This window comes from Phenylobacterium sp., from assembly GCF_035309685.1.
Classification (GTDB): domain Bacteria; phylum Pseudomonadota; class Alphaproteobacteria; order Caulobacterales; family Caulobacteraceae; genus Phenylobacterium.
Window position 1 is genome coordinate 1 of record NZ_DATGEX010000006.1, and the last position, 17,287, is coordinate 17,287.

General features: G+C 69.5%; 20 protein-coding genes. 11 read left to right on the forward strand and 9 right to left on the reverse strand.

Going from position 1 to position 17,287, the window contains the following annotated elements:
* Positions 1-598: SDR family oxidoreductase (locus tag VKQ35_RS01185; protein ID WP_324358160.1), on the forward strand; the 598-nt coding region annotated here is incomplete at its 5' end.
* Between the two features lie 185 nt (positions 599-783).
* Positions 784-1,047 (forward strand): hypothetical protein, encoded by a 264-nt coding sequence (locus VKQ35_RS01190; protein ID WP_324358162.1) that lies wholly within the window; start codon positions 784-786, stop codon positions 1,045-1,047.
* A 1-nt stretch (position 1,048) separates the two neighbouring features.
* On the opposite strand, the gene VKQ35_RS01195 is transcribed toward VKQ35_RS01190, so the two are convergent.
* Together VKQ35_RS01195 and VKQ35_RS01200 are read right to left on the reverse strand one after the other, a co-directional pair.
* Positions 1,049-1,855: a crotonase/enoyl-CoA hydratase family protein gene (locus VKQ35_RS01195; RefSeq protein ID WP_324358164.1), complete on the reverse strand. Its 807-nt coding sequence runs from the start codon at positions 1,853-1,855 to the stop codon at positions 1,049-1,051.
* Between the two features lie 20 nt (positions 1,856-1,875).
* Positions 1,876-2,787, reverse strand: a complete 912-nt coding sequence (locus VKQ35_RS01200) for a glutathione S-transferase family protein (RefSeq protein WP_324358166.1) — start codon at positions 2,785-2,787, stop codon at positions 1,876-1,878.
* Positions 2,788-3,135: 348 nt separating this feature from the next.
* Here VKQ35_RS01200 and VKQ35_RS01205 point away from each other — a divergent pair, with 348 nt between their 5' ends.
* Positions 3,136-3,609, forward strand: coding sequence for an Hsp20 family protein (locus VKQ35_RS01205; protein ID WP_324358168.1), 474 nt, complete (start codon positions 3,136-3,138; stop codon positions 3,607-3,609).
* Between the two features lie 78 nt (positions 3,610-3,687).
* A complete protein-coding gene (locus VKQ35_RS01210; RefSeq protein WP_324358170.1) occupies positions 3,688-3,975 on the forward strand; it encodes a hypothetical protein in 288 nt (95 codons plus the stop codon).
* A gap of 188 nt (positions 3,976-4,163) precedes the next feature.
* On the opposite strand, the gene VKQ35_RS01215 is transcribed toward VKQ35_RS01210, so the two are convergent.
* The 4 genes from VKQ35_RS01215 to VKQ35_RS01230 are packed head-to-tail and all read right to left on the reverse strand — an operon-like array spanning position 4,164 to position 7,378.
* The gene (locus tag VKQ35_RS01215) at positions 4,164-4,955 is read right to left on the reverse strand and encodes a glutathione S-transferase family protein (protein WP_324358172.1); all 792 of its coding nucleotides are present in this window, start codon (positions 4,953-4,955) and stop codon (positions 4,164-4,166) included.
* A 7-nt stretch (positions 4,956-4,962) separates the two neighbouring features.
* Entirely contained in the window at positions 4,963-5,616 is a 654-nt protein-coding gene (locus VKQ35_RS01220) for a glutathione S-transferase family protein (RefSeq protein ID WP_324358174.1), read from the reverse strand.
* Positions 5,613-6,410 (reverse strand): enoyl-CoA hydratase/isomerase family protein, encoded by a 798-nt coding sequence (locus VKQ35_RS01225; RefSeq protein ID WP_324358176.1) that lies wholly within the window; start codon positions 6,408-6,410, stop codon positions 5,613-5,615. The genes VKQ35_RS01220 and VKQ35_RS01225 overlap by 4 nt, the downstream gene beginning before the upstream one ends.
* A complete protein-coding gene (locus VKQ35_RS01230; RefSeq protein WP_324358177.1) occupies positions 6,410-7,378 on the reverse strand; it encodes an alpha/beta hydrolase in 969 nt (322 codons plus the stop codon). Before VKQ35_RS01230 ends, VKQ35_RS01225 begins: the two co-directional genes overlap by 1 nt.
* Before the next feature lie 123 nt (positions 7,379-7,501).
* Between VKQ35_RS01230 and VKQ35_RS01235 the strand changes: the two genes are divergently transcribed.
* From VKQ35_RS01235 to VKQ35_RS01245, 3 genes are read left to right on the forward strand one after another with little or no spacing between them, the layout of a single operon-like run.
* A complete protein-coding gene (locus tag VKQ35_RS01235) occupies positions 7,502-8,314 on the forward strand; it encodes an enoyl-CoA hydratase/isomerase family protein (protein ID WP_324358179.1) in 813 nt (270 codons plus the stop codon).
* Positions 8,315-8,317: 3 nt separating this feature from the next.
* Positions 8,318-9,049 (forward strand): SDR family oxidoreductase, encoded by a 732-nt coding sequence (locus tag VKQ35_RS01240; RefSeq protein WP_324358180.1) that lies wholly within the window; start codon positions 8,318-8,320, stop codon positions 9,047-9,049.
* Positions 9,046-9,816, forward strand: a complete 771-nt coding sequence (locus VKQ35_RS01245) for an SDR family NAD(P)-dependent oxidoreductase (RefSeq protein WP_324358182.1) — start codon at positions 9,046-9,048, stop codon at positions 9,814-9,816. The genes VKQ35_RS01240 and VKQ35_RS01245 overlap by 4 nt, the downstream gene beginning before the upstream one ends.
* Positions 9,817-9,827: 11 nt before the next feature.
* Here the strand turns inward: VKQ35_RS01245 and VKQ35_RS01250 are convergent, their stop codons facing one another.
* Positions 9,828-10,025: a hypothetical protein gene (locus VKQ35_RS01250; RefSeq protein ID WP_324358183.1), complete on the reverse strand. Its 198-nt coding sequence runs from the start codon at positions 10,023-10,025 to the stop codon at positions 9,828-9,830.
* Between the two features lie 58 nt (positions 10,026-10,083).
* Positions 10,084-10,893 carry an enoyl-CoA hydratase/isomerase family protein gene (locus VKQ35_RS01255; RefSeq protein WP_324358186.1) on the reverse strand — a complete coding sequence of 270 codons (810 nt, stop codon included), beginning with the start codon at positions 10,891-10,893 and terminating at the stop codon, positions 10,084-10,086.
* Between the two features lie 92 nt (positions 10,894-10,985).
* Between VKQ35_RS01255 and VKQ35_RS01260 the strand changes: the two genes are divergently transcribed.
* The 4 genes from VKQ35_RS01260 (at position 10,986) to VKQ35_RS01275 (ending at position 15,280) form a co-directional block, all read left to right on the forward strand.
* Positions 10,986-12,026: a hypothetical protein gene (locus VKQ35_RS01260; protein ID WP_324358188.1), complete on the forward strand. Its 1,041-nt coding sequence runs from the start codon at positions 10,986-10,988 to the stop codon at positions 12,024-12,026.
* Between the two features lie 91 nt (positions 12,027-12,117).
* Positions 12,118-13,845: a GMC family oxidoreductase gene (locus tag VKQ35_RS01265; RefSeq protein ID WP_324358190.1), complete on the forward strand. Its 1,728-nt coding sequence runs from the start codon at positions 12,118-12,120 to the stop codon at positions 13,843-13,845.
* Positions 13,845-14,429 carry a gluconate 2-dehydrogenase subunit 3 family protein gene (locus VKQ35_RS01270; protein WP_324358192.1) on the forward strand — a complete coding sequence of 195 codons (585 nt, stop codon included), beginning with the start codon at positions 13,845-13,847 and terminating at the stop codon, positions 14,427-14,429. Before VKQ35_RS01265 ends, VKQ35_RS01270 begins: the two co-directional genes overlap by 1 nt.
* Positions 14,429-15,280 carry a hydroxypyruvate isomerase family protein gene (locus VKQ35_RS01275; RefSeq protein ID WP_324358194.1) on the forward strand — a complete coding sequence of 284 codons (852 nt, stop codon included), beginning with the start codon at positions 14,429-14,431 and terminating at the stop codon, positions 15,278-15,280. The genes VKQ35_RS01270 and VKQ35_RS01275 overlap by 1 nt, the downstream gene beginning before the upstream one ends.
* A 15-nt stretch (positions 15,281-15,295) precedes the next feature.
* Here VKQ35_RS01275 and VKQ35_RS01280 read toward each other — a convergent pair whose 3' ends face one another.
* Positions 15,296-17,113, reverse strand: a complete 1,818-nt coding sequence (locus tag VKQ35_RS01280) for an NAD(P)/FAD-dependent oxidoreductase (RefSeq protein ID WP_324358196.1) — start codon at positions 17,111-17,113, stop codon at positions 15,296-15,298.
* Positions 17,114-17,287 lie beyond the last annotated feature (174 nt).

Genomic DNA, 17,287 nt, shown 5'->3' on the forward strand with positions numbered 1-17,287 from the left:
CCGAACCCTGCCCCATCCCACCAATGTCGCCGACCCCACCTCGGCCGCCGCCCTGTTCGAGGCGGTGAAGGCGCGGTTCGGGCGGCTGGACCTGTTGTTCAACAACGCCGGGACCGGCGCGCCGCCCCTGCCCCTCGAGGAGCTCTCGATCGAACAGTGGAGACGCGTGGTCGACATCAACCTCACCGGCGCCTTCCTGTGCACCCAGGGCGCGTTCCGGCTGATGAAGGGCCAATCGCCACGGGGCGGGCGGATCATCAACAACGGCTCGATCTCGGCCCATGCGCCAAGGCCCCGCTCGGTCGCCTACACCGCCACCAAGCACGCCATCACCGGCCTGACGCGCTCGACCTCGCTGGACGGCCGCGCCTACGGCATCGCCTGCGGCCAGATCGACATCGGCAACGCCGCGACCGAGATGACCCGGGCCATGAGCAAGGGCGTCATGCAGGCCGACGGCAGAACCGCCGCCGAGCCGACCATGGACGTCGCGGCCGTCGCCGACGCGGTGCTCTACATGGCCGGCCTACCGCTGGAGGCCAATGTGCAGTTCATGACCGTGATGGCGACGGACATGCCGTTCATCGGCCGCGGCTGAGGCATATTCCGCCTCGACTTTGTGCAGCGCAATGATCTTGCTGCGCCGCAATATATTTTCGATTGATCGGTACGGAATCGCGGGTAAAGGTCCTCGCAGGCGACAGGCTGACGTCAGTATCGAGCCGCCGCCTAAGGGAACGCCGGCGAAGGGGTTGGAAACAACCTCAACCCGGAACCAAGCACATGAACCGTATCGTTATCCTCGCGGCCGCGGCCGCCCTCATCGCCTCCAGCGCGAGCGCGCAGTCCATTCGCGTTTCGACTGAAGGCAAAAGCCCAGTGCAAATCCGCGCGGAGGTCTTCCAGGCCGCCCGCAAGGTCTGCCAGGACGCCGTGCCCGGCTACGCCTATCGCCTCGAAGCGGCGCGTTCCTGCATTGACCGCACCGTGCGCGACACGCTGGCCCAGTCGCATGATCCCAGCATCGTCCACATGGCGGCGCGCTGACTTAGTCGGCGAACTGCGGGCTGCGTTTCTGCAGGTTCGCCATGACGGCCTCGACCTGATTGGGTGAGCCGATCAGCGCGCCCTGCTCCTTGCTCTCCGCAAGGAGAATAGCGTGCTGATCGCCCTCGCCCATCAGGTTGAGCAGCCGCTTCCCGGCGCGGATGGCCTGCGGGTTCTTGCTGGCGATCTCGGCGGCCAGCGCCAGGGCGTCAGCCAATGGGTCCGCGCAGACTCTTGTCGCCAGACCCATCTGCACGGCTTCTTCGCCGCCGAAGATGCGGCCGGTGTAGGTGAGTTCGCGCGCCACGTCGTCGCGCACCAGGCCGCGCATCAAGACCATGCCGGCCATGTCGGGGATCAGGCCCCATTTGATCTCCAGCACCGCCAGCTTCACGTCGGCGGCGACAAAGCGCAGGTCGGCGCCCAGCGCGAGCTGGAAGCCGCCGCCGAACGCCACGCCGTGCACCGCGGCGATCACCGGCACGGGAATCTCGCGCCAGACCATGCAGGCGTGCTGGGCGTGATTGGCGCCGCCCGCCGTGCGCTTGGTCGTCACCAGCGCCTCCGAGGAGCGCCGCCCCTCGCCGGACGCCATCTGGGCGAAGTTGCCCATGTCGAGCCCGGCGCAGAACGCCCGGCCTTCGCCCGACAGCACCACCGCGCGGACGCCGGCCTCGCTCTTCAGCCGCTCGCCGGTCTCCACCAGGGCGGCGAACATGGCGTTGTCCAGCGCGTTCATCTTGTCGACGCGAACCAGGCGCACGTCGGCGACGCCGTCCTTCATCTCCACCGTCACCCGGTCGTTCATCGAAGCCTCCAAAGGAAGAGTCAGGCCGCGCCCAGCAGATAGCCGACGCGCGGGAAATGGACGTGGATCTGGCCGAGCTCGCCGGCGTCGCGGGCGATGATGATGCGCTCCGGCGAGACCGCCACCAGCCGGCCCTCGATAGCGTCGCGGCCATAGTCGTCGGCGCGGACCGTCACGGCGTCGCCGGGGGCGAGCCGCGAGGGATCTGCCGGATCGCTGCTCGGCGCGGCGGCCGGAGAAGCCTGCATCGCGACCTCCAGGGCCTCGGCGCCGGTCATGTCGGTCCGGCGGCCATGGCCCAGCGCCTTCACCCGCTCGCGCCAGGCTGTCGTCTTGGGCAGGCCATCCAGCAGCGCCGCGGCCGGCTCCGGCGCGGCGCGGCCCAGCCACCAGATGTTCATGTAGGCCGCGATGTCGGAGAGTGAAGGCGTTGATCCGCCGAGAAAATCGTTGCTCGCCAGGCCGCGCTCGATCCAGGCCGCCTGGGCGCGCCACTGCGCCTTCATCGGCCCGGCCGCGGCCTTCATGGCGGCGATGTCGAAGGGCCGGCCGGAAAGCTTCTCGCGGTCGGCGATGAACGCCGCCGGCACCGCCTCGCCGATCTCGCCGAACACCACCGCCACCGTCGCCTGGAAGAACAGCCGGTCGGCCCAGAGGTTGACCGCCCAGTCGGCGGCCTTGATCACGTCGGGCTTGCGGTGCCGGGCTTCGATCTCGGCGAGGATCACCTGGGTGTCGCAATAGATGTCGGCGCCGATCTGCAGCACCGGGATGCGGCGATAGCCGCCGGTCAGCGGGATCAGCTCGGGCTTGGGCATGATCACCGGCTGGATGACCGAGCGCCACGACAGGCCCTTGATCCCCAGCATCACCCGCACCTTCTCCGAGAACGGCGAGGTGTCGTAGTGGTGCAGGATGATTTCGTCGGCCATCTAGGACTCCACGACCGCGGCGCAGGATGGCCGCGCATGGCGCGGCCGCTTCGACCCTAGGCTAACGCCGTGCGGGAGCAAGCACGCCCCGACGTCAACCGGCGCGCGGCGCGCTGTCCCAGCGCTGTGAGCTGCAGGCGACCGCCCGGCGCCGCACAAAGCGGGGGGCCACTCGCGGATCGCAAAGGCGAGATCAACCGCAGGAAAAAATTTGCGCGGGGGTCTTGAGCTCCAAAACACCTCGACTACCTCACCTGCGCCGGACGCCAGAGAGGGTCCGGCGCTTGGGGAGCGGCGGGGCTTTCCGCAGCTCCCTCAGGTCCAACTTGCTCAGTTGAGGAGATGGAAATGAGACAGGCTTACGACTTCTCACCGCTCTACCGCTCAATGATCGGCGCCGACCGGATGGCCGACCTGATCGAAACCGCGATGCGGACGGACATCGACCGCAGCTACCCGCCCTACGACATCGAAAAGACCGCCGACGACGCCTACCGCATCACGCTGGCGACCGCCGGCTTCGCGTCGGAGGATCTGGAGATCACCGCCCAGCCCAACCTGCTGATCGTCGCCGGCCGGCAGCGCGCCGAGGGCGAGCGGGTCTATATGCACCGCGGCCTGGCCCACCGGGCCTTCGAGCGCCGTTTCGATCTCGCCGACCATGTGGTCGTGAAGTCCGCGACCTATGCGGACGGGCTGCTGACCATCGACCTGGCCCGCGAAGTGCCCGAAGCCCTTCGGCCCCGCCGCGTCGAGATCGGCGGCGGCCAGGTCGCCGCGCTGGACCAGCCGGAACGTCCGCGGACGCGGCGCGCCGCCTGAGCCTCCCGAGCGGCGTCCCTCCGCGCGAGGGGCGCCGCTCTCCCCCACCCAAGAAAGGAACCAAGCTGGAGACACGCCATGCTGCTGGCGACTTCGGAAGACCAGATCAAGACCCGCGGCCTGCGCGGCGCCCTTGAGCGCTGCCTTCGCCCCGCCGTCGGCTTTTCCCATCCGCGCGACGTCCTCAAGGACCCCGATCTCTCCACGGACCAGAAGCGGGCGGTGCTCGCCTCCTGGGCGTCGGACGCCTCGGCCGTCCAGGACGACCCCAGCCTGCGGTGGCTCCTGGGCGCGCCCGAACCCGTTCCCCTGGCCGATGTGCGCGACGCGCTCGCCCGCCTCGACCGATGGGAAGGCCTCCTGTGACCGTGGGCGGCGTCCGCGTCCTGAAGGTCGCCCTGGTGCTTGTCCCCCTGCTGTTGGGGGTGATCGCCCTGGCGCGGGCCGTGACCGCCACCTGACGGCGGCCCGCCGCAGCCCTCGGGATGCTCGCGGCCTGTCGATCAGGCCGTGCTGGAGGCCGCATAGGACCCACCGCGTCGCGGCGACACGACCTAGCCGAACTCCGGCGTGAAGCGGATGTTGCCGCGTTCGAGGCCCTTGAGGACCACGTCGAGGCCGCCGGACTTGATCATCCATTCGAGGCGATGGTCGCGGTACTCGCGCTTGAAGAGCCCCTGCTCCACCAGCTCGGCGACATTGGCCATGCCCGACGTCCGAGCCATGGCGGCGATCTCGGCGGTCGTGGCGGCGACCGAGGGCCGGGCGTTGGCCCGGGCCAGCCAGGCGGCGAGCTTCGAGCCCTCCGGCGGCGGGTGGCCCTGCCCGGCCGAGCCGTTGAGGAACGGAACCACCGCCAGGTCGCCCCAGCCGAACGCCGCGCCATTGAACCACTCCCGCTCGCCCAGCTGACGCTCCAGCCAGGCGTGGAAGCCGGCGATCTGGCGCGCCGCGGCGGCTTCGATCTTCGCGGCCTCCTCGCCGGTGGCGCGCTTGAACCAGCGGAGTTCCGAGAGGCCCCAGTTCACCGGCTCCAGGTGGGTGTCCATCACCTCCTCGATCATCCGCACGCGGGCGCGGTCGCCGGGCGAGGCGGGCAGCAGGGGCGGCGCCGGATAGGCGTCCTCGATGTATTCGAGGATCACCGTGGAATCGAACACGGCGACCTCGCCGTCCGTCAGGGTCGGGACTTCGGCGCGGGGATTGGCGGCGGCGAAATCGCCGCCCGCGCCGCCGGCGCCCAGGCCGCCCGGCGAGACGGTCTCGAAGGCCACGCCCTTTTCCCGCAGCGCGATCTTCACCTTCTGGCCGTAGGGCGACAGCGGGTGGTCGTAGAGGCTGATCATCGGGTCCTCATCCTATGGGCGACGTCTCGGCGCCGGCGGGCGCGTGGGCGATCTGCGAGGCCTTGGCCGCCTGGAAGGCGGGCCTCGCCTGCAGCCTGGCCCAATAGGCGGCGATGGCGGGGGTGAATTCGGCGTCCAGGTCGAGCTGGGCCGCAAGCAACAGGGCGTAGCCGACGGAGATGTCGGCGGCCGTGAACCGCCCGGCGCAGAGCCAGTCGTGGCCCTGCAATGCGCGATCCACCGCCCGCAGGCGGGCCAGGAACCATTTGGCGTAGTCGTCGGCCACCACCTCGGCCTTGCCGGGCTCGAAGCGGCGGTAGCGCAGCACCAGCGTCTGGGGGAAGGTCAGCGTCGCCTCGCCAAAGTGCAGCCAGTTCAGCCAGGCGCCGTAGGCCGGTTCGTTCGCCTCCACCGCGAGCGGGCTCGGGCCGTAGCGGGTGACCAGGTACTGCACGATGGCCGAGGACTCGGTCATGAAGGTCCCGCCGTCGACCATCGCGGGAATCGTGCCCAGCGGATTGACCGCCATATATTCCTTGGCCCGGTAGCGCGGCGGGAACGGCATGACCGTCAGCTCGTAGGCGAGGCCCAGCTCCTCCAGCGCCCAGAGGGGGCGGAACGAGCGGGCGTCGGTGCAATGGTAGAGCCGGATCACGCTCATCCCTCGCGCTTCACATAGTTCGGGCGCCGCTTTTCGAGGAAGGCGCTGACGCCCTCCTGGAAGTCGCCGTCGGAGCTGGCCAGGATCTGGTTGCGGTCCTCCATGGCGATGGCCGCCTCCAGGCCCTGGGCGTCGATGGCGTGGTTGAGCGCCTCCTTGGTGAGCCGCAGGCCCAGCGGCGTCGCGTGCAGCATGTCGTCGACGAAGGCCCGCGCCTCGGCTTCCAGCTGGTCCTTGGCGACGACGCGGCTGACCAGCCCCAGCTGATAGGCCCGCTCGGCGTCGATGAAGCGGCCGGTCAGCATATATTCGGCGGCGACGGACGAGCCGACCATGCGCGGCAGGAAGTAGCTGACCCCGATGTCGCAGGCCGACAGCCCGATGCGGATGAAGGCGGCGTTCATGCGCGTGCTAGGCGTCGCGATCCGCACGTCCGACGCCAGCGCCAGCGCGAACCCGCCGCCAGCCGCCGCGCCGTTCACGCAGGCGACGATCGGCTGCGGGCAGCGGCGCATGGCGATGACGATCTCGCTGATCTCCCGCTGCCGCGTCAGGCCCGCGCCGACCGAGCGCGAGCCTTGCGGGTCGCCCCGCTCCTTCAGGTCGAGTCCGGCGCAGAAGGCGTCGCCCGCGCCCTGCAGCACCACCACGCGGACGTCGCGCCGCCAGTAGAGGCCGACGAAGAACTCGCGCAGCTCGGTGACCAGGCTGCGGCTGAGCGCATTGAGCCGCGCCGGCCGGTTCATGGTGGCCCAGACGACCTCGCCCTCCTGCCGAAGTTCCAGATCGGCCATCAGGCGACGCCCTTCAGCCAGGGGATCAGGAGATCGGTGACCTGCTGTGGCCGCTCCTGCTGGGTCCAGTGGCCGCAGCCCGGCAGGACGTGGACGCCCCGCAGGTCGGTGGCGTGCTGGCGCATCATGGCGCCCGGGTCGGCGATGCGGCCAAAGCCGTTGAAGGCCGGGTCCTTGTCGCCGCCGATCAGCAGCGTCGGCATCTCCAGCTTACGGCCGAGGAACTGCTGCAGCCAGGCGAAGTCGCGCTCGTGGTTGCGGTAGCGGCTGATCGGCCCGAAAAAGCCCGAGGCGGTGAACTCGCCCACGAAATAGTCGAGGTCGGCGGGGGTCAGCCAGGCCGGGAACACCTCGGGATCGACCAGGCCTTCCAGCATGGTCGCGCCGTGCTTCTTCGGCGGGCCAGTTCTCGGCGGCGCCTCGCCGCAGATGAAGTAGTAGAACTTGCGCAGGAAGCCGCGCACGTCGGCCTCGGCTTCCGCCTCCGGCGGCCCGACCTCCTGGAACCAGGCCTGGTAGAAGAACAGGCCCTTGTCGGTGAAGGCCTCGCGGAAGATGTCGGTGAACGGCCGGGCGGGCACGCCGGAATAGGCCACCGACAGGCCGGCGACCGCCTTGAACGCCTCGGGACGCGAGAGGGCCGAGTTCCAGACGATGGGCGCGCCCCAGTCGTGGCCGATCAGGATCGCCGGCGCATCCGGCTGCAGCGCCCTGGCGACGCCGGCGACGTCGCCGGTCAGGGCCTCCATGCTGTAGTCGGCGATGTCGGCCGGCTTGGCGGAGCCGCCGTAGCCGCGCACGTCGATGGCCGCCGCCGTGAAGCCGGCTTGCGCGATCGGGCCGATCTGGTGGCGCCACGAATACCAGCTCTCCGGAAAGCCATGGACCATCAGGACCAGCGGTCCGGAGCCTTCGATGGCCACGCGGATCTGCGCCGCGCCGGCGTCGACCGTCCTGAACTTAGGCATTCGCCTCACTCCCTATGGAAACCATGGTCCCCGTTGGCTCGGGCCCTGGCAAGGGTGACCGCGCGTCAGCGTTGACGTGACCTGCCGCCGTGCGACGATCCCGCCAGGAAAGGAAAAACGGTCATGGGCGAGCTGGTCGAGCGGTCGGCGGACTTCGGCTGCGTGCGCTGCGCGTTGGAAGGCCATGTCGCGACGATCCTCCTGAACCGGCCGCAGCGGCGAAATGCGCTGAACTACCAGGCCTATGACGAGCTGGAGCAGGCCTTCCGATTGGCGTCCGACGACCCCGACGTGCGCTGCGTGGTGGTCACCGGCGCCGACCCGGCGTTCTGCTCCGGCGACGACGTGGGCGAGATCATGGCCGGACCCAAGGCCGCCAGCCAAGCGCCAAGATCGCACGAACCTCGTGCGACGCCGGCCGCCATGGCGGCGCTCGAATGCGCCAAACCGGTGATCGCCGCGGTCAATGGCGCCGCGGTCGGCTGGGGCATGGAGCTGGCGCTGTTCGCCGACATCCGCATCGCGTCGGAGGCGGCGAGGTTCGCCGAGCTGTTCGTCAAGCGCGGCCTGCCCTGCGACGTGGGCGGCTTCTATCGCCTGCCGGCCATCGTCGGACCCGCCAAGGCCGCGGAGCTGCTGTTCACCGGCGACATCATCGAGGCCGCCGAGGCCCTGAGGATCGGCCTGGTCAGCGAGGTGGTCGCCCACGCCGACCTGCTGCCGCGCGCTCAGGCGCTGGCCGCGCGGATCGCGGCCAATCCGCCGCTGGCCGTGCAGAGCCTGAAGGCCGGCCTGGCGCTCAGCGCCTACGGCGACCCGCAGGAAATCGGGACCCGGGCGATCGCCGAGATCTACCGCCTGATGCGGACCCACGACCACCGCGAGGGCGTCGCCAGCTTCCTGGAGAAGCGGCCGCCCGTCTTTGAGGGCCGATAGGCGATGAACGAGCTCGATTTCAGCCGCAAGGCGGTGCTGGTGGTCGGCGGGTCCAGCGGTATCGGCAACGGCATCGCCCAGGCCTTCGCCGAGCGGAACGCCGCCGTCCACGTCTGGGGCAGGCGCGCCACGGCCCAGGACTACGATGGCGTCGAAGGCTCCGACCTGAACGGCCTGGCCTACGCCTGCGTGGACGTCGCCGACCGCGACCAGATCGCCGCCGCCGATGGCCCGCCGGCGCTGGACGTGCTGGTGCTCTGCCAGGGGACGGTGGTCTATCGGCGGGGCGAGTTCGAGCCGGAGGGCTGGGACCGGGTGATGGCCGTCAATCTGGACAGCCTGATGGCCTGCGCGACGAGGTTCCACGACCAGCTGGCCGCGCGGAAAGGCGTGATCATCATCGTCAGCTCCGTCTCCGGCTACACCTCCAACCGCGGCAACCCGGCCTATGCGGCGTCGAAGGCCGGGGCGATCAGCCTGACCAAGACGCTGGGCGAGGCCTGGGCGCGGGACGGCATCCGCGTCGTGGGCCTGGCGCCGGGCCTGGTCGACACCAAGCTCACCAAGGTCACCACCGAGCATCCCGAGCGCCGCGAGGGCGCGCTGCGTTCGATCCCGCTTGGCCGCATGGGCACCCCGCAGGACATGGCCGGGGCCGCCCTCTTCCTGGCCTCGCCGCTGGCGTCCTACGTGGTCGGCCAGACCCTGATCGTCGACGGAGGTCTGAGCCTGTGACCGCCAACCCCCGCTCCGTCGCCGGATCGACCGTGTTCATCACCGGCGCCGCCAGCGGCATGGGCCGGGCCACCGCCGAGGTGTTCGCGGCCGAGGGCGCGCATGTGGCCCTGGCCGACATCGCCGCCGAAAGCGTGCGCGAGGTCGCCGACGACCTGGTCCACCGGGGGTTCAGCGCCGAGGCCTGGACGCTGGACGTCAGCGACGCCGCCGCGATCCAGGCGGTCGTCGCCGCGGTGGCGGCGCGGTTCGGCGGCCTCGACATGGTCGTGAACAACGCCGGCATCAGCGCTTTTTCACCCATAGATTCGGAGGGTTATGAGAAAGTCTGGACCCACGCCTTCGACGTGCTGATCACCGCCCAGCAGCGGATCATCCGCGCCGCCCTGCCGCATCTGCGCAAGTCCGCCCATCCCAGGATCGTCAACATCGCCTCGACCGAGGCGCTGGGCGCCACCAGCCGCGACAGCCCCTACGCCGCCGCCAAGGCCGCGGTCACCGGCCTGACCCGCGCGCTGGCGGTCGAGCTTGGGCCGGAAGGCATCACCGTCAACTGCATCTGCCCGGGCCCGATCCTGACCGGCATGACCGAAGCGATTCCCGCCGCCGACAAGGAAACCTTCGCGCGGCGGCGCACGGCGCTTCGCCGCTACGGTCGCCCGGACGAGGTGGCGCATATCACGCTCAGCCTCTGCCTGCCGGCGGCGTCCTACATCACCGGCGCCACGATCCCGGTGGACGGCGGGCTGATGGCGCGCAACGCCTGATTTTCGAAAGGTCAGTCGGCGTTGAAGGTCCGCGGCTCGCCAACCAGGGCCAGTTCCGGGTGCCGCCGGATCAACTCGGCCCGCTCGTCGGCGAGCCGGTCCCAGGTCTCCGCCATCTCGATAAGTTGTTCGCGCTGCGCCCCTTGCACACCCAACGCCAGTTGGCGGCACTCGATCGCATGCTGCCGGTACTCCGAAGCCTTCTTCACGCACTCAACTCCACGGAATCCCCATTGTCGGACGACAACGCCTGCGGAGAGGAAGCGTTCAATCGCCCGTGAACATGCCGGGCCGTTTCTCGCGGAAGGCGGCGATTCCTTCGCGGTAGTCGGCGCTGCGGCTCATCAGCAGATACTGGTCGCGGTCCATGTAGATGCTGGCCTGGGCGGTGGCCTGGGCGATGGCGTTCACCGCCTCCTTGGTGGCGCGCACCGGCAGCGGCGGCAGCGCCACGGTCTTGGCGGCCCAGCGCCGGGCGGCGGCCAGCGCCCCACCGGTCTCCACCACCTCGTCGGCGAAGCCCCAGGCCAGGCAGCGCTGCGCGTCACAGGCCTCGCCGAACATGACGTATTGCTTGGCCCGCGACGGCCCCGCCAGCGCCACCAGCTTCGGCAGCGTCCGCCAGCTCATGTTCATCCCCAGCGGCACCTCCGGCAGGCGCATGTAGGCGCCCTCGCCCATCACCCGGAAGTCGCAGGAGACGGCCAACGCCGAGGCGCCGCCGATGCAGTAGCCCTCGACGGCCGCGATGGTCACCGCCTCGATCTCGTCCCAGGCCTTGCACATGTCGGGACCGGCCATCACCGCGCGGCGCGCCTCCATCAGCGTCGCCTGGCCGGCCCGCGCCTGGCTGGCCGAGAGGTCGGCGCCGGCGGAGAAGTAGCTCTCCGTCCCGGTAAGGATCACCGCCAGGATGTCGGTCCGCAGGCGCAGCAGGCGTGCGACTTCCGTCAGTTCCTCCATCAGCACGCCGTTCAGGGCGTTGCGCGCCTCTGGCCGCGCCAGCGCCACCTCGCAGACCGCCTCGCGGCGGGTCACCGCGATGTGGGTCCAGGCCTTGTCGAACAGTTCGTCCATCGCCCGCCTCTCCGTTTGCCCTTCTTCGGCGCGAGGGGCGACGATACACGAGGCCGCTTGCATGCCGAGCCATGCGGGCGAACAATCGCGGCATGAGGAAACGCACAACGATAGGGCTGGCGCTTGCGACCGCCCTCGCCTTCGCCCCGCTGGCCGGCCACGCTGCGCCGGCGGCCACCTATCACGCGCCGAAGAACGGCTTTGGCCAGCCGGACCTGCAGGGCACCTGGACCAACGCCTCGCTGACCAGCCTGCAGCGCCCGGCGATGTTCAAGACGCTGACCCTGACCGACGCCGAGGCGGTTGCGCTCGAAAAGCGCCGCGCCGCCGCCCGCGCCAACCAGGACAAGCCCACCGATCCGAAGCTGGGCGCGCCGCCGGTGGCCAACGATCCCGGCGGCTACAACGCCTCCTGGACCGATCCCGGCGTGAGCCTGGGCCGCATCGACGGCAAGGTCCGCACCTCCTGGATCGTCGATCCCGCCGATGGCCGCCTGCCCTATTCGACGGCCGGCCACCAGGCCTACGTCGACGCGCTGCGCAAGGCGCGCAACAGCTGGGATGGGCCGGAGAACCGTCCGCTCGGCGAGCGCTGCATCCTGGGCTTCGGCTCCACCGCCGGCCCGCCGATGCTGAACGTGCTCTACAACAACAACTATCAGATCGTGCAGTCGAAGGACGCCGTGGCGATCCTGGTGGAGATGAACCACGACGCGCGGATCGTGCGGCTCACCGACCGCAAGCACCCGCCGGCGGACGTCAGGCCCTGGATGGGCGACAGCGTCGGCTGGTGGGAGGGCGACACGCTGGTCGTCGAGACCACCAACTTCAATCCGGGCGAGAGCCTTCGGCCCTATTTCGACAACTCGATCCTGCTGTCGCCGAACGCCAAGGTGACCGAGCGTTTCACCCGGGTCTCGCCCAAGCAGATCCTCTACCAGTTCCAGGTCGACGATCCGGCGACCTACAGCCAGGTCTGGAAGGCCGAGATGCCGATGAACGCCGCCCCGGGTCCGGTCTACGAATACGCCTGCCACGAGGGGAACTACGCGCTCCCCGGCATCCTCGCCGGCGCCCGCAAGGCCGACAAGGAAGGCCGCAAGATCGAGGCGGTGGACGTCAGCGGCCGCTAGTCGGAGCGGCGGCGCGCACAAGCCTTGATTGTCCACGTCAGCGATGCCGGATAGCCTCCGGGGCAACGAGAAATCCGGGAGGGTCCGCCGCATGGCCAGGCTCAACAACAAGGCCCGCGCCGAGCACACCTACGACGCCATCGTCGTGGGCTCCGGCATCACCGGCGGCTACGCGGCCATGGAGCTCACGAAGAAGGGCCTGCGCACGCTCGTCCTGGAGCGCGGCCCGATGGTGCGCCACATCGCCGACTATCCCACCGCCAACACCCCACCCTGGGGCGCGGAGTATCCGCGTGGCCAGCTGCCGCCCCAGATGCTGGACGCGGTCTATCCGATGCAGAAGCGCACCGGCTATGCGGTGACCGAGTATTCCAAGCACTTCTTCGTCAAGGACCACGAGGACCCCTACACCGAGACCCAGCGCTTCGACTGGATCCGCGGCTACCACGTGGGCGGCCGTTCCCTGACCTGGGGCCGGCAGACCTACCGCCATAGCGATCTGGACTTCGAGGCGAACGCCAAGCAGGGGATCGGCGCCGACTGGCCGATCCGCTACGCGGACCTGGAGCCCTGGTACGACCGGGTGGAGACCTTCATCGGGGTCAGCGGCCAGGCCGAGGGCCTGCCGCAGCTGCCGGACGGCAAGTTCCAGCCGCCGATGGAGATGAACTGCGTCGAACGCGCCTTCAAGGCGAAGTCCGAGGCTCGCTATCCCGAGCGCCGCATCACCATCGGCCGCGCTGCTCACCTCACCGCGCCCACCGCCGAGCAGATCGCGCTGGGCCGGAGCAAGTGCCAGAACCGCAACCTCTGCGTCCGCGGCTGTCCGTTCGGCGCCTATTTCAGCTCCAACTCAGCGACCCTGGTGGCGGCCGAGCGCACCGGCCACCTGACCATCCGGCCCAACTCCATCGTCACCTCGCTGATCGAGAACCAGAAGGTGAAGCGCGCCGATGGCGTGAAGGTGCTGGACGCCGAGACCGGCGAGGAAGTGGAGTTCTTCGCCAAGGTCATCTTCCTCAACGCCTCGTCGATCGCCACGGCCTGGGTCCTGCTGAACTCCGCCAGCCGCCGCCATCCGAACGGCTTCGGCAACGGGAGCGACCAGGTCGGCCGCAACATCATGGACCACCACCTGGGCGTGGGCGCCGGCGCCCAGGTCGAGGGCTTCGAGGACATGTACTATTCGGGCCGCCGCCCGAACGGCATCTATGTGCCGCGCTTCCGCAACCTCGGCGACGCGGCCACCGCGCGGAAGGACTACGTCCGAGGCTTCGGCTACCAGGGCGGCGCGGCCCGCGCCGGTTGGGACCGTGGCATGGACGGCGTCGGCGCCGTGCGGAAGACGGCGCTGACCGAGCCCGGCCCGTGGGGCATCCGGCTCGGCGGCTTCGGCGAGATCCTGCCCTACGCCGACAACCGCATGACGCTCAACAAGGACGTGAAGGACAAGCACGGCCTGCCCACCGTCGATTTCAACGTCTCGATCCGCGACAATGAAAAGGCCATGCGCAAGGACATGATGGCCGCCGCCGCCGAGATGCTGGAGGCGTCGGGCTTCAAGAACGTCACCCAGCAGGACGGCGACTATGGACCGGGTCTCGGCATCCACGAGATGGGCACCGCGCGCATGGGGCGCGACCCCAAGACCAGCGTGCTCAACGCCCACAACCAGATGTGGGAGTGCAAGAACGTCTTCATCACCGACGGCTCGGCCATGGCCTCGGCCTCCTGCGTGAACCCGTCGCTGACCTACATGGCGCTCACCGCCCGGGCGGTGGATTTCGCGGTCGCGGCCGGCAAGAAGGGAGAGCTGTGATGACCCTTCAGGCCTCCCCCCTCAAAGCGTCCAGGCGCGAAGTCTTCGCCGGCCTCGCCGTCGCCGCCTGGGCCCTGCCCACTATCGTTCGGGCCCAGGGCGCGCCGGCGCCGATCAGCTGGGCGCCCAAGGCGCTGACGCTGGACCAGGCGCGCACGCTGAGCGCCGCCTGCGAGGCCATCGTGCCGGAGACCGACACGCCCGGCGCCATCGCCGCCGGCGTGCCGCAGAAGATCGACGGCTGGATCGCCGACTGGCTGGACCCGCCGGCGGGCGAGCGCCTGAAGGCCGGCATCGACCAGCTGAGCGAACGCGCCAGGGTCCGCGGCGCCGCCGGCTTCGCGGCCCTGACCCAGGACCAGAAGGTCGCCCTGCTGTCCGAGGTCGAGGGCGAGCAGCGGGCCGCCGACCGTCAGCGCCCGCCCGTCCCGCACTACTGGAACACGCTGAAGGGCCTGACCACCACGGCCTACTTCACCTCCCAGGCCGGGGCGACCAAGGCGGCGCGGTACGATCCCGTACCCGGCGCCTACAAGGGCTGCGTCCCGCTGAAGGACATCGGACGGGTGTGGGCGACCACCTGATGTCGTCGGGCCTTTCACGCCGACTCCTGCTGAAGGCGTCGGCCCTGGCGCCCGCCTTCGCCGCGACCGCCGCGGCGGCGCAGGACGCCGGCGGCCGCCTCAAGCAGTCGGTGTGCCGCTGGACCCTGCCGGGCGCCCTGCCCGAGGTCTGCGCCAAGGTGAAGGCGATCGGCTTTACGGGCATCGACCTGCTCTATCCCGACGAATGGGAGACGGCGCGGGCCGCCGGCCTCACCGTCTCCATGGGCTACGCCAGCCACCGCAAGGCTTTCATCCCCGACGGCTTCAACGACCCCGCCCTGCACCCGGTGCTGATCGAGGAGCTCACCACCGCCATCCCCAAGGCCGCCCAGGCCGGCGTGCCCAACCTCATCGCCATGTTCGGCAACCGGAAGGGCCGCAGCGACGCGGACGGCATCACCAATTGCGTAGCCGGCCTTGCGAAGGTGGCGCCTGTCGCCGAGCAGCACGGCGTCACCATCTGCGTCGAACTGTTGAACAGCAAGGTCGACCACAAGGACTACCAGGGCGACCGCACGGCGTTCGGCGCGGAGGTCATGCGCCGGGTGGGCTCGCCGCGGGTGAAGCTGCTGTACGACATCTACCACATGCAGATCATGGAGGGAGACGTCGTCCGGACGATCCGCGAGAACAAGGCCTTCATCGGCCACTTCCACACCGGCGGCGTCCCCGGCCGCCACGAGATCGACGACACCCAGGAACTGAACTACCGCGCCATCGCCCGCGCCATCGCCGACCAGGGGTTCCAAGGCTTCGTGGCCCACGAATTCATCGCGACGGGCGAGCCCTTCGCGGCAATCGCGGCCGCGCGGCGCACCTGCCTGGTCTAGGGTTGAACTTTCGCCCTAGCTGAGCTCCAGGCCCTGCAGGCTTCCCTCGGCGCGCCAGTCCTCCAGCACCTTCACGAAGGCCACGGGCCCCGCGCCATAGGAGCCGTTGCGGGCGCTCATCGCCTGCACATTGCCCTCGTTGTTGTAGTAGCCGGGCGTGCACTCCTCGAGGAACTTCTGCCGCTGGATGGAGAGGTCGATGATCGTCTGCACCCAGGCCTCCTCGGCTTCCTGGCTGGGTTCGGCCACGCGGACCTGATGGTCGGCGCAGTGCTTCAGCACATAGGCGATGTGCTTGGACTGCTCGTTGATCATGTGCGGGAAGTTGGCCGTGAAGCCCGACTGGGTGTTGGAGATGATCAGGCAGTTGGGGAAGCCGCGGCTGAACAGGCCATGCAGGGTCGAGACCCCGTCCCGCCACTTCTCCGTCAGGGTCACGCCGTCCCGGCCATGCAGCTCATAGCCTGAGCGCTGGGTAAACGCGGTGCCGACCTCGAAGCCGGTGGCGTAGACGATGCAGTCGAGCTCGTATTCGACGCCGTTGGCGACGATTCCCTTTTCGGTGATCCGCTCGACGCCTTTGCCCTGGGTGTCGATCAGGTGGACGTTGGGCCGGTTGAAGGCCGCCAGATAGTCGTCGTGGAAGCACGGCCGCTTGCAGAACTGGTTGTAGTAGGGCTTCAGCGCCTCGGCGGTGGCCGGGTCCTTGACCGTCTGGTCCACCCGCGCGCGGACCTGCTCCATCTTCTTGAAGTCGGCAAGCTGCATCAGGGCGGCCGGATCGTCCACGGTCTCGCCGGCTTCCATCTTGCGACGCGCCAGCAAGAGGATGTTGCCGATGATGTCGGTCCAGCCGTCGTTGACCAGGTCCTCGGGCTGGAAGCCGCCGGAGAGCAGGATGTTGAAATTGTCCATCCGCCGTTGCTGCCAGCCGGCCTCGAGGCTCGCGGCCCATTCCGGGTCGGTCGGGCGGTTGTTGCGCACGTCGATGGAGGACGGGGTGCGCTGGAAGACGAAGAGCTCGCCCGCGCCGGCCGCCAGGTGCGGCACGCACTGCACCGCCGTCGCCCCGGTGCCGATCACGCCGACCCGCTTGCCGGCCAGGCCGGTCAGGCCGCCATCCGAGGTCCCGCCGGTGTAGCCGTAGTCCCAGCGGCTGGTGTGGAACGAGTGGCCCTTGTAGCTCTCGATACCCGGGATGCCCGGCAGCTTGGGCCGATGCAGCGGGCCGTTGGCCATGACCACGAAGCGGGCCTTGAGCGCGTCGCCCCGGTTGGTCTCCACCGTCCAGCGCGCCGCCGCGTCGTCCCAGCGCATGGCGGTGACTTCGGTCTGGAAGAGCGCGCCCCGGTAGAGGTCGAAATGCTCGCCGATCGCCCGGCTGTGGGCGAGGATTTCCGGCGCGCGGCTGTACTTCTCCTTCGGCACATAGCCGATCTCTTCCAGCAGCGGCAGGTAGATGTAGCTCTCGATATCGCAGGCGGCGCCGGGGTAGCGGTTCCAGTACCAGGTGCCGCCGAAGTCGCCGCCCTTCTCGATGATCCTGATGTCGTCGACGCCCGCCTCGCGCAGCCTGGCCGCCGCCAGCTGACCGCCGAAGCCGCCGCCGACCACCACCACCTCTACCTCGTCGGTGAGCGCCGCGCGGCTGAAGCCGGGTTTGACGTAGGGGTCCTCAAGGTAGTGGGCGAATTCGCCGGCGATCTCGCGGTACTGCGCGTTGCCGTCGCGCCGCAGGCGCTTGTCGCGTTCCTGGCGGTATTTGGCGCGCAGGGCGGCGGGATCGAAGCCCAGGTCGTCGGCGGGCGCCGCGGCGTCGAGCGTATCGGTCATGGGTTGCGGTCCTGCGATCTCGGGTCGTGCGTCGCCATCAAGCTAGAGGTGACGCCACGACAATCAAGACGCCATGAGCGCGCGCCATACCGTTCATTCTAAACGGGAAATCTGCCGCGAAATGTTCGAAATCCGTCTTATTTGGGAGGAAGACCTTAACCTGCCGCGGCGATG

Bases quoted from the DNA above. Each gene is read 5' to 3' on its own strand.
- VKQ35_RS01275 (WP_324358194.1), top strand. From the start codon at position 14,429: ATGTCGTCGGGCCTTTCACGCCGACTCCTGCTGAAGGCGTCGGCCCTG.
- VKQ35_RS01225 (WP_324358176.1), bottom strand. From the start codon at position 6,410: ATGGCCGATCTGGAACTTCGGCAGGAGGGCGAGGTCGTCTGGGCCACC.
- VKQ35_RS01255 (WP_324358186.1), bottom strand. From the start codon at position 10,893: ATGGACGAACTGTTCGACAAGGCCTGGACCCACATCGCGGTGACCCGC.
- VKQ35_RS01260 (WP_324358188.1), top strand. From the start codon at position 10,986: ATGAGGAAACGCACAACGATAGGGCTGGCGCTTGCGACCGCCCTCGCC.
- VKQ35_RS01235 (WP_324358179.1), top strand. From the start codon at position 7,502: ATGGGCGAGCTGGTCGAGCGGTCGGCGGACTTCGGCTGCGTGCGCTGC.
- VKQ35_RS01265 (WP_324358190.1), top strand. From the start codon at position 12,118: ATGGCCAGGCTCAACAACAAGGCCCGCGCCGAGCACACCTACGACGCC.
- VKQ35_RS01230 (WP_324358177.1), bottom strand. From the start codon at position 7,378: ATGCCTAAGTTCAGGACGGTCGACGCCGGCGCGGCGCAGATCCGCGTG.
- VKQ35_RS01210 (WP_324358170.1), top strand. From the start codon at position 3,688: ATGCTGCTGGCGACTTCGGAAGACCAGATCAAGACCCGCGGCCTGCGC.
- VKQ35_RS01240 (WP_324358180.1), top strand. From the start codon at position 8,318: ATGAACGAGCTCGATTTCAGCCGCAAGGCGGTGCTGGTGGTCGGCGGG.
- VKQ35_RS01195 (WP_324358164.1), bottom strand. From the start codon at position 1,855: ATGAACGACCGGGTGACGGTGGAGATGAAGGACGGCGTCGCCGACGTG.
- VKQ35_RS01280 (WP_324358196.1), bottom strand. From the start codon at position 17,113: ATGACCGATACGCTCGACGCCGCGGCGCCCGCCGACGACCTGGGCTTC.
- VKQ35_RS01190 (WP_324358162.1), top strand. From the start codon at position 784: ATGAACCGTATCGTTATCCTCGCGGCCGCGGCCGCCCTCATCGCCTCC.
- VKQ35_RS01220 (WP_324358174.1), bottom strand. From the start codon at position 5,616: ATGAGCGTGATCCGGCTCTACCATTGCACCGACGCCCGCTCGTTCCGC.
- VKQ35_RS01215 (WP_324358172.1), bottom strand. From the start codon at position 4,955: ATGATCAGCCTCTACGACCACCCGCTGTCGCCCTACGGCCAGAAGGTG.
- VKQ35_RS01270 (WP_324358192.1), top strand. From the start codon at position 13,845: ATGACCCTTCAGGCCTCCCCCCTCAAAGCGTCCAGGCGCGAAGTCTTC.
- VKQ35_RS01200 (WP_324358166.1), bottom strand. From the start codon at position 2,787: ATGGCCGACGAAATCATCCTGCACCACTACGACACCTCGCCGTTCTCG.
- VKQ35_RS01205 (WP_324358168.1), top strand. From the start codon at position 3,136: ATGAGACAGGCTTACGACTTCTCACCGCTCTACCGCTCAATGATCGGC.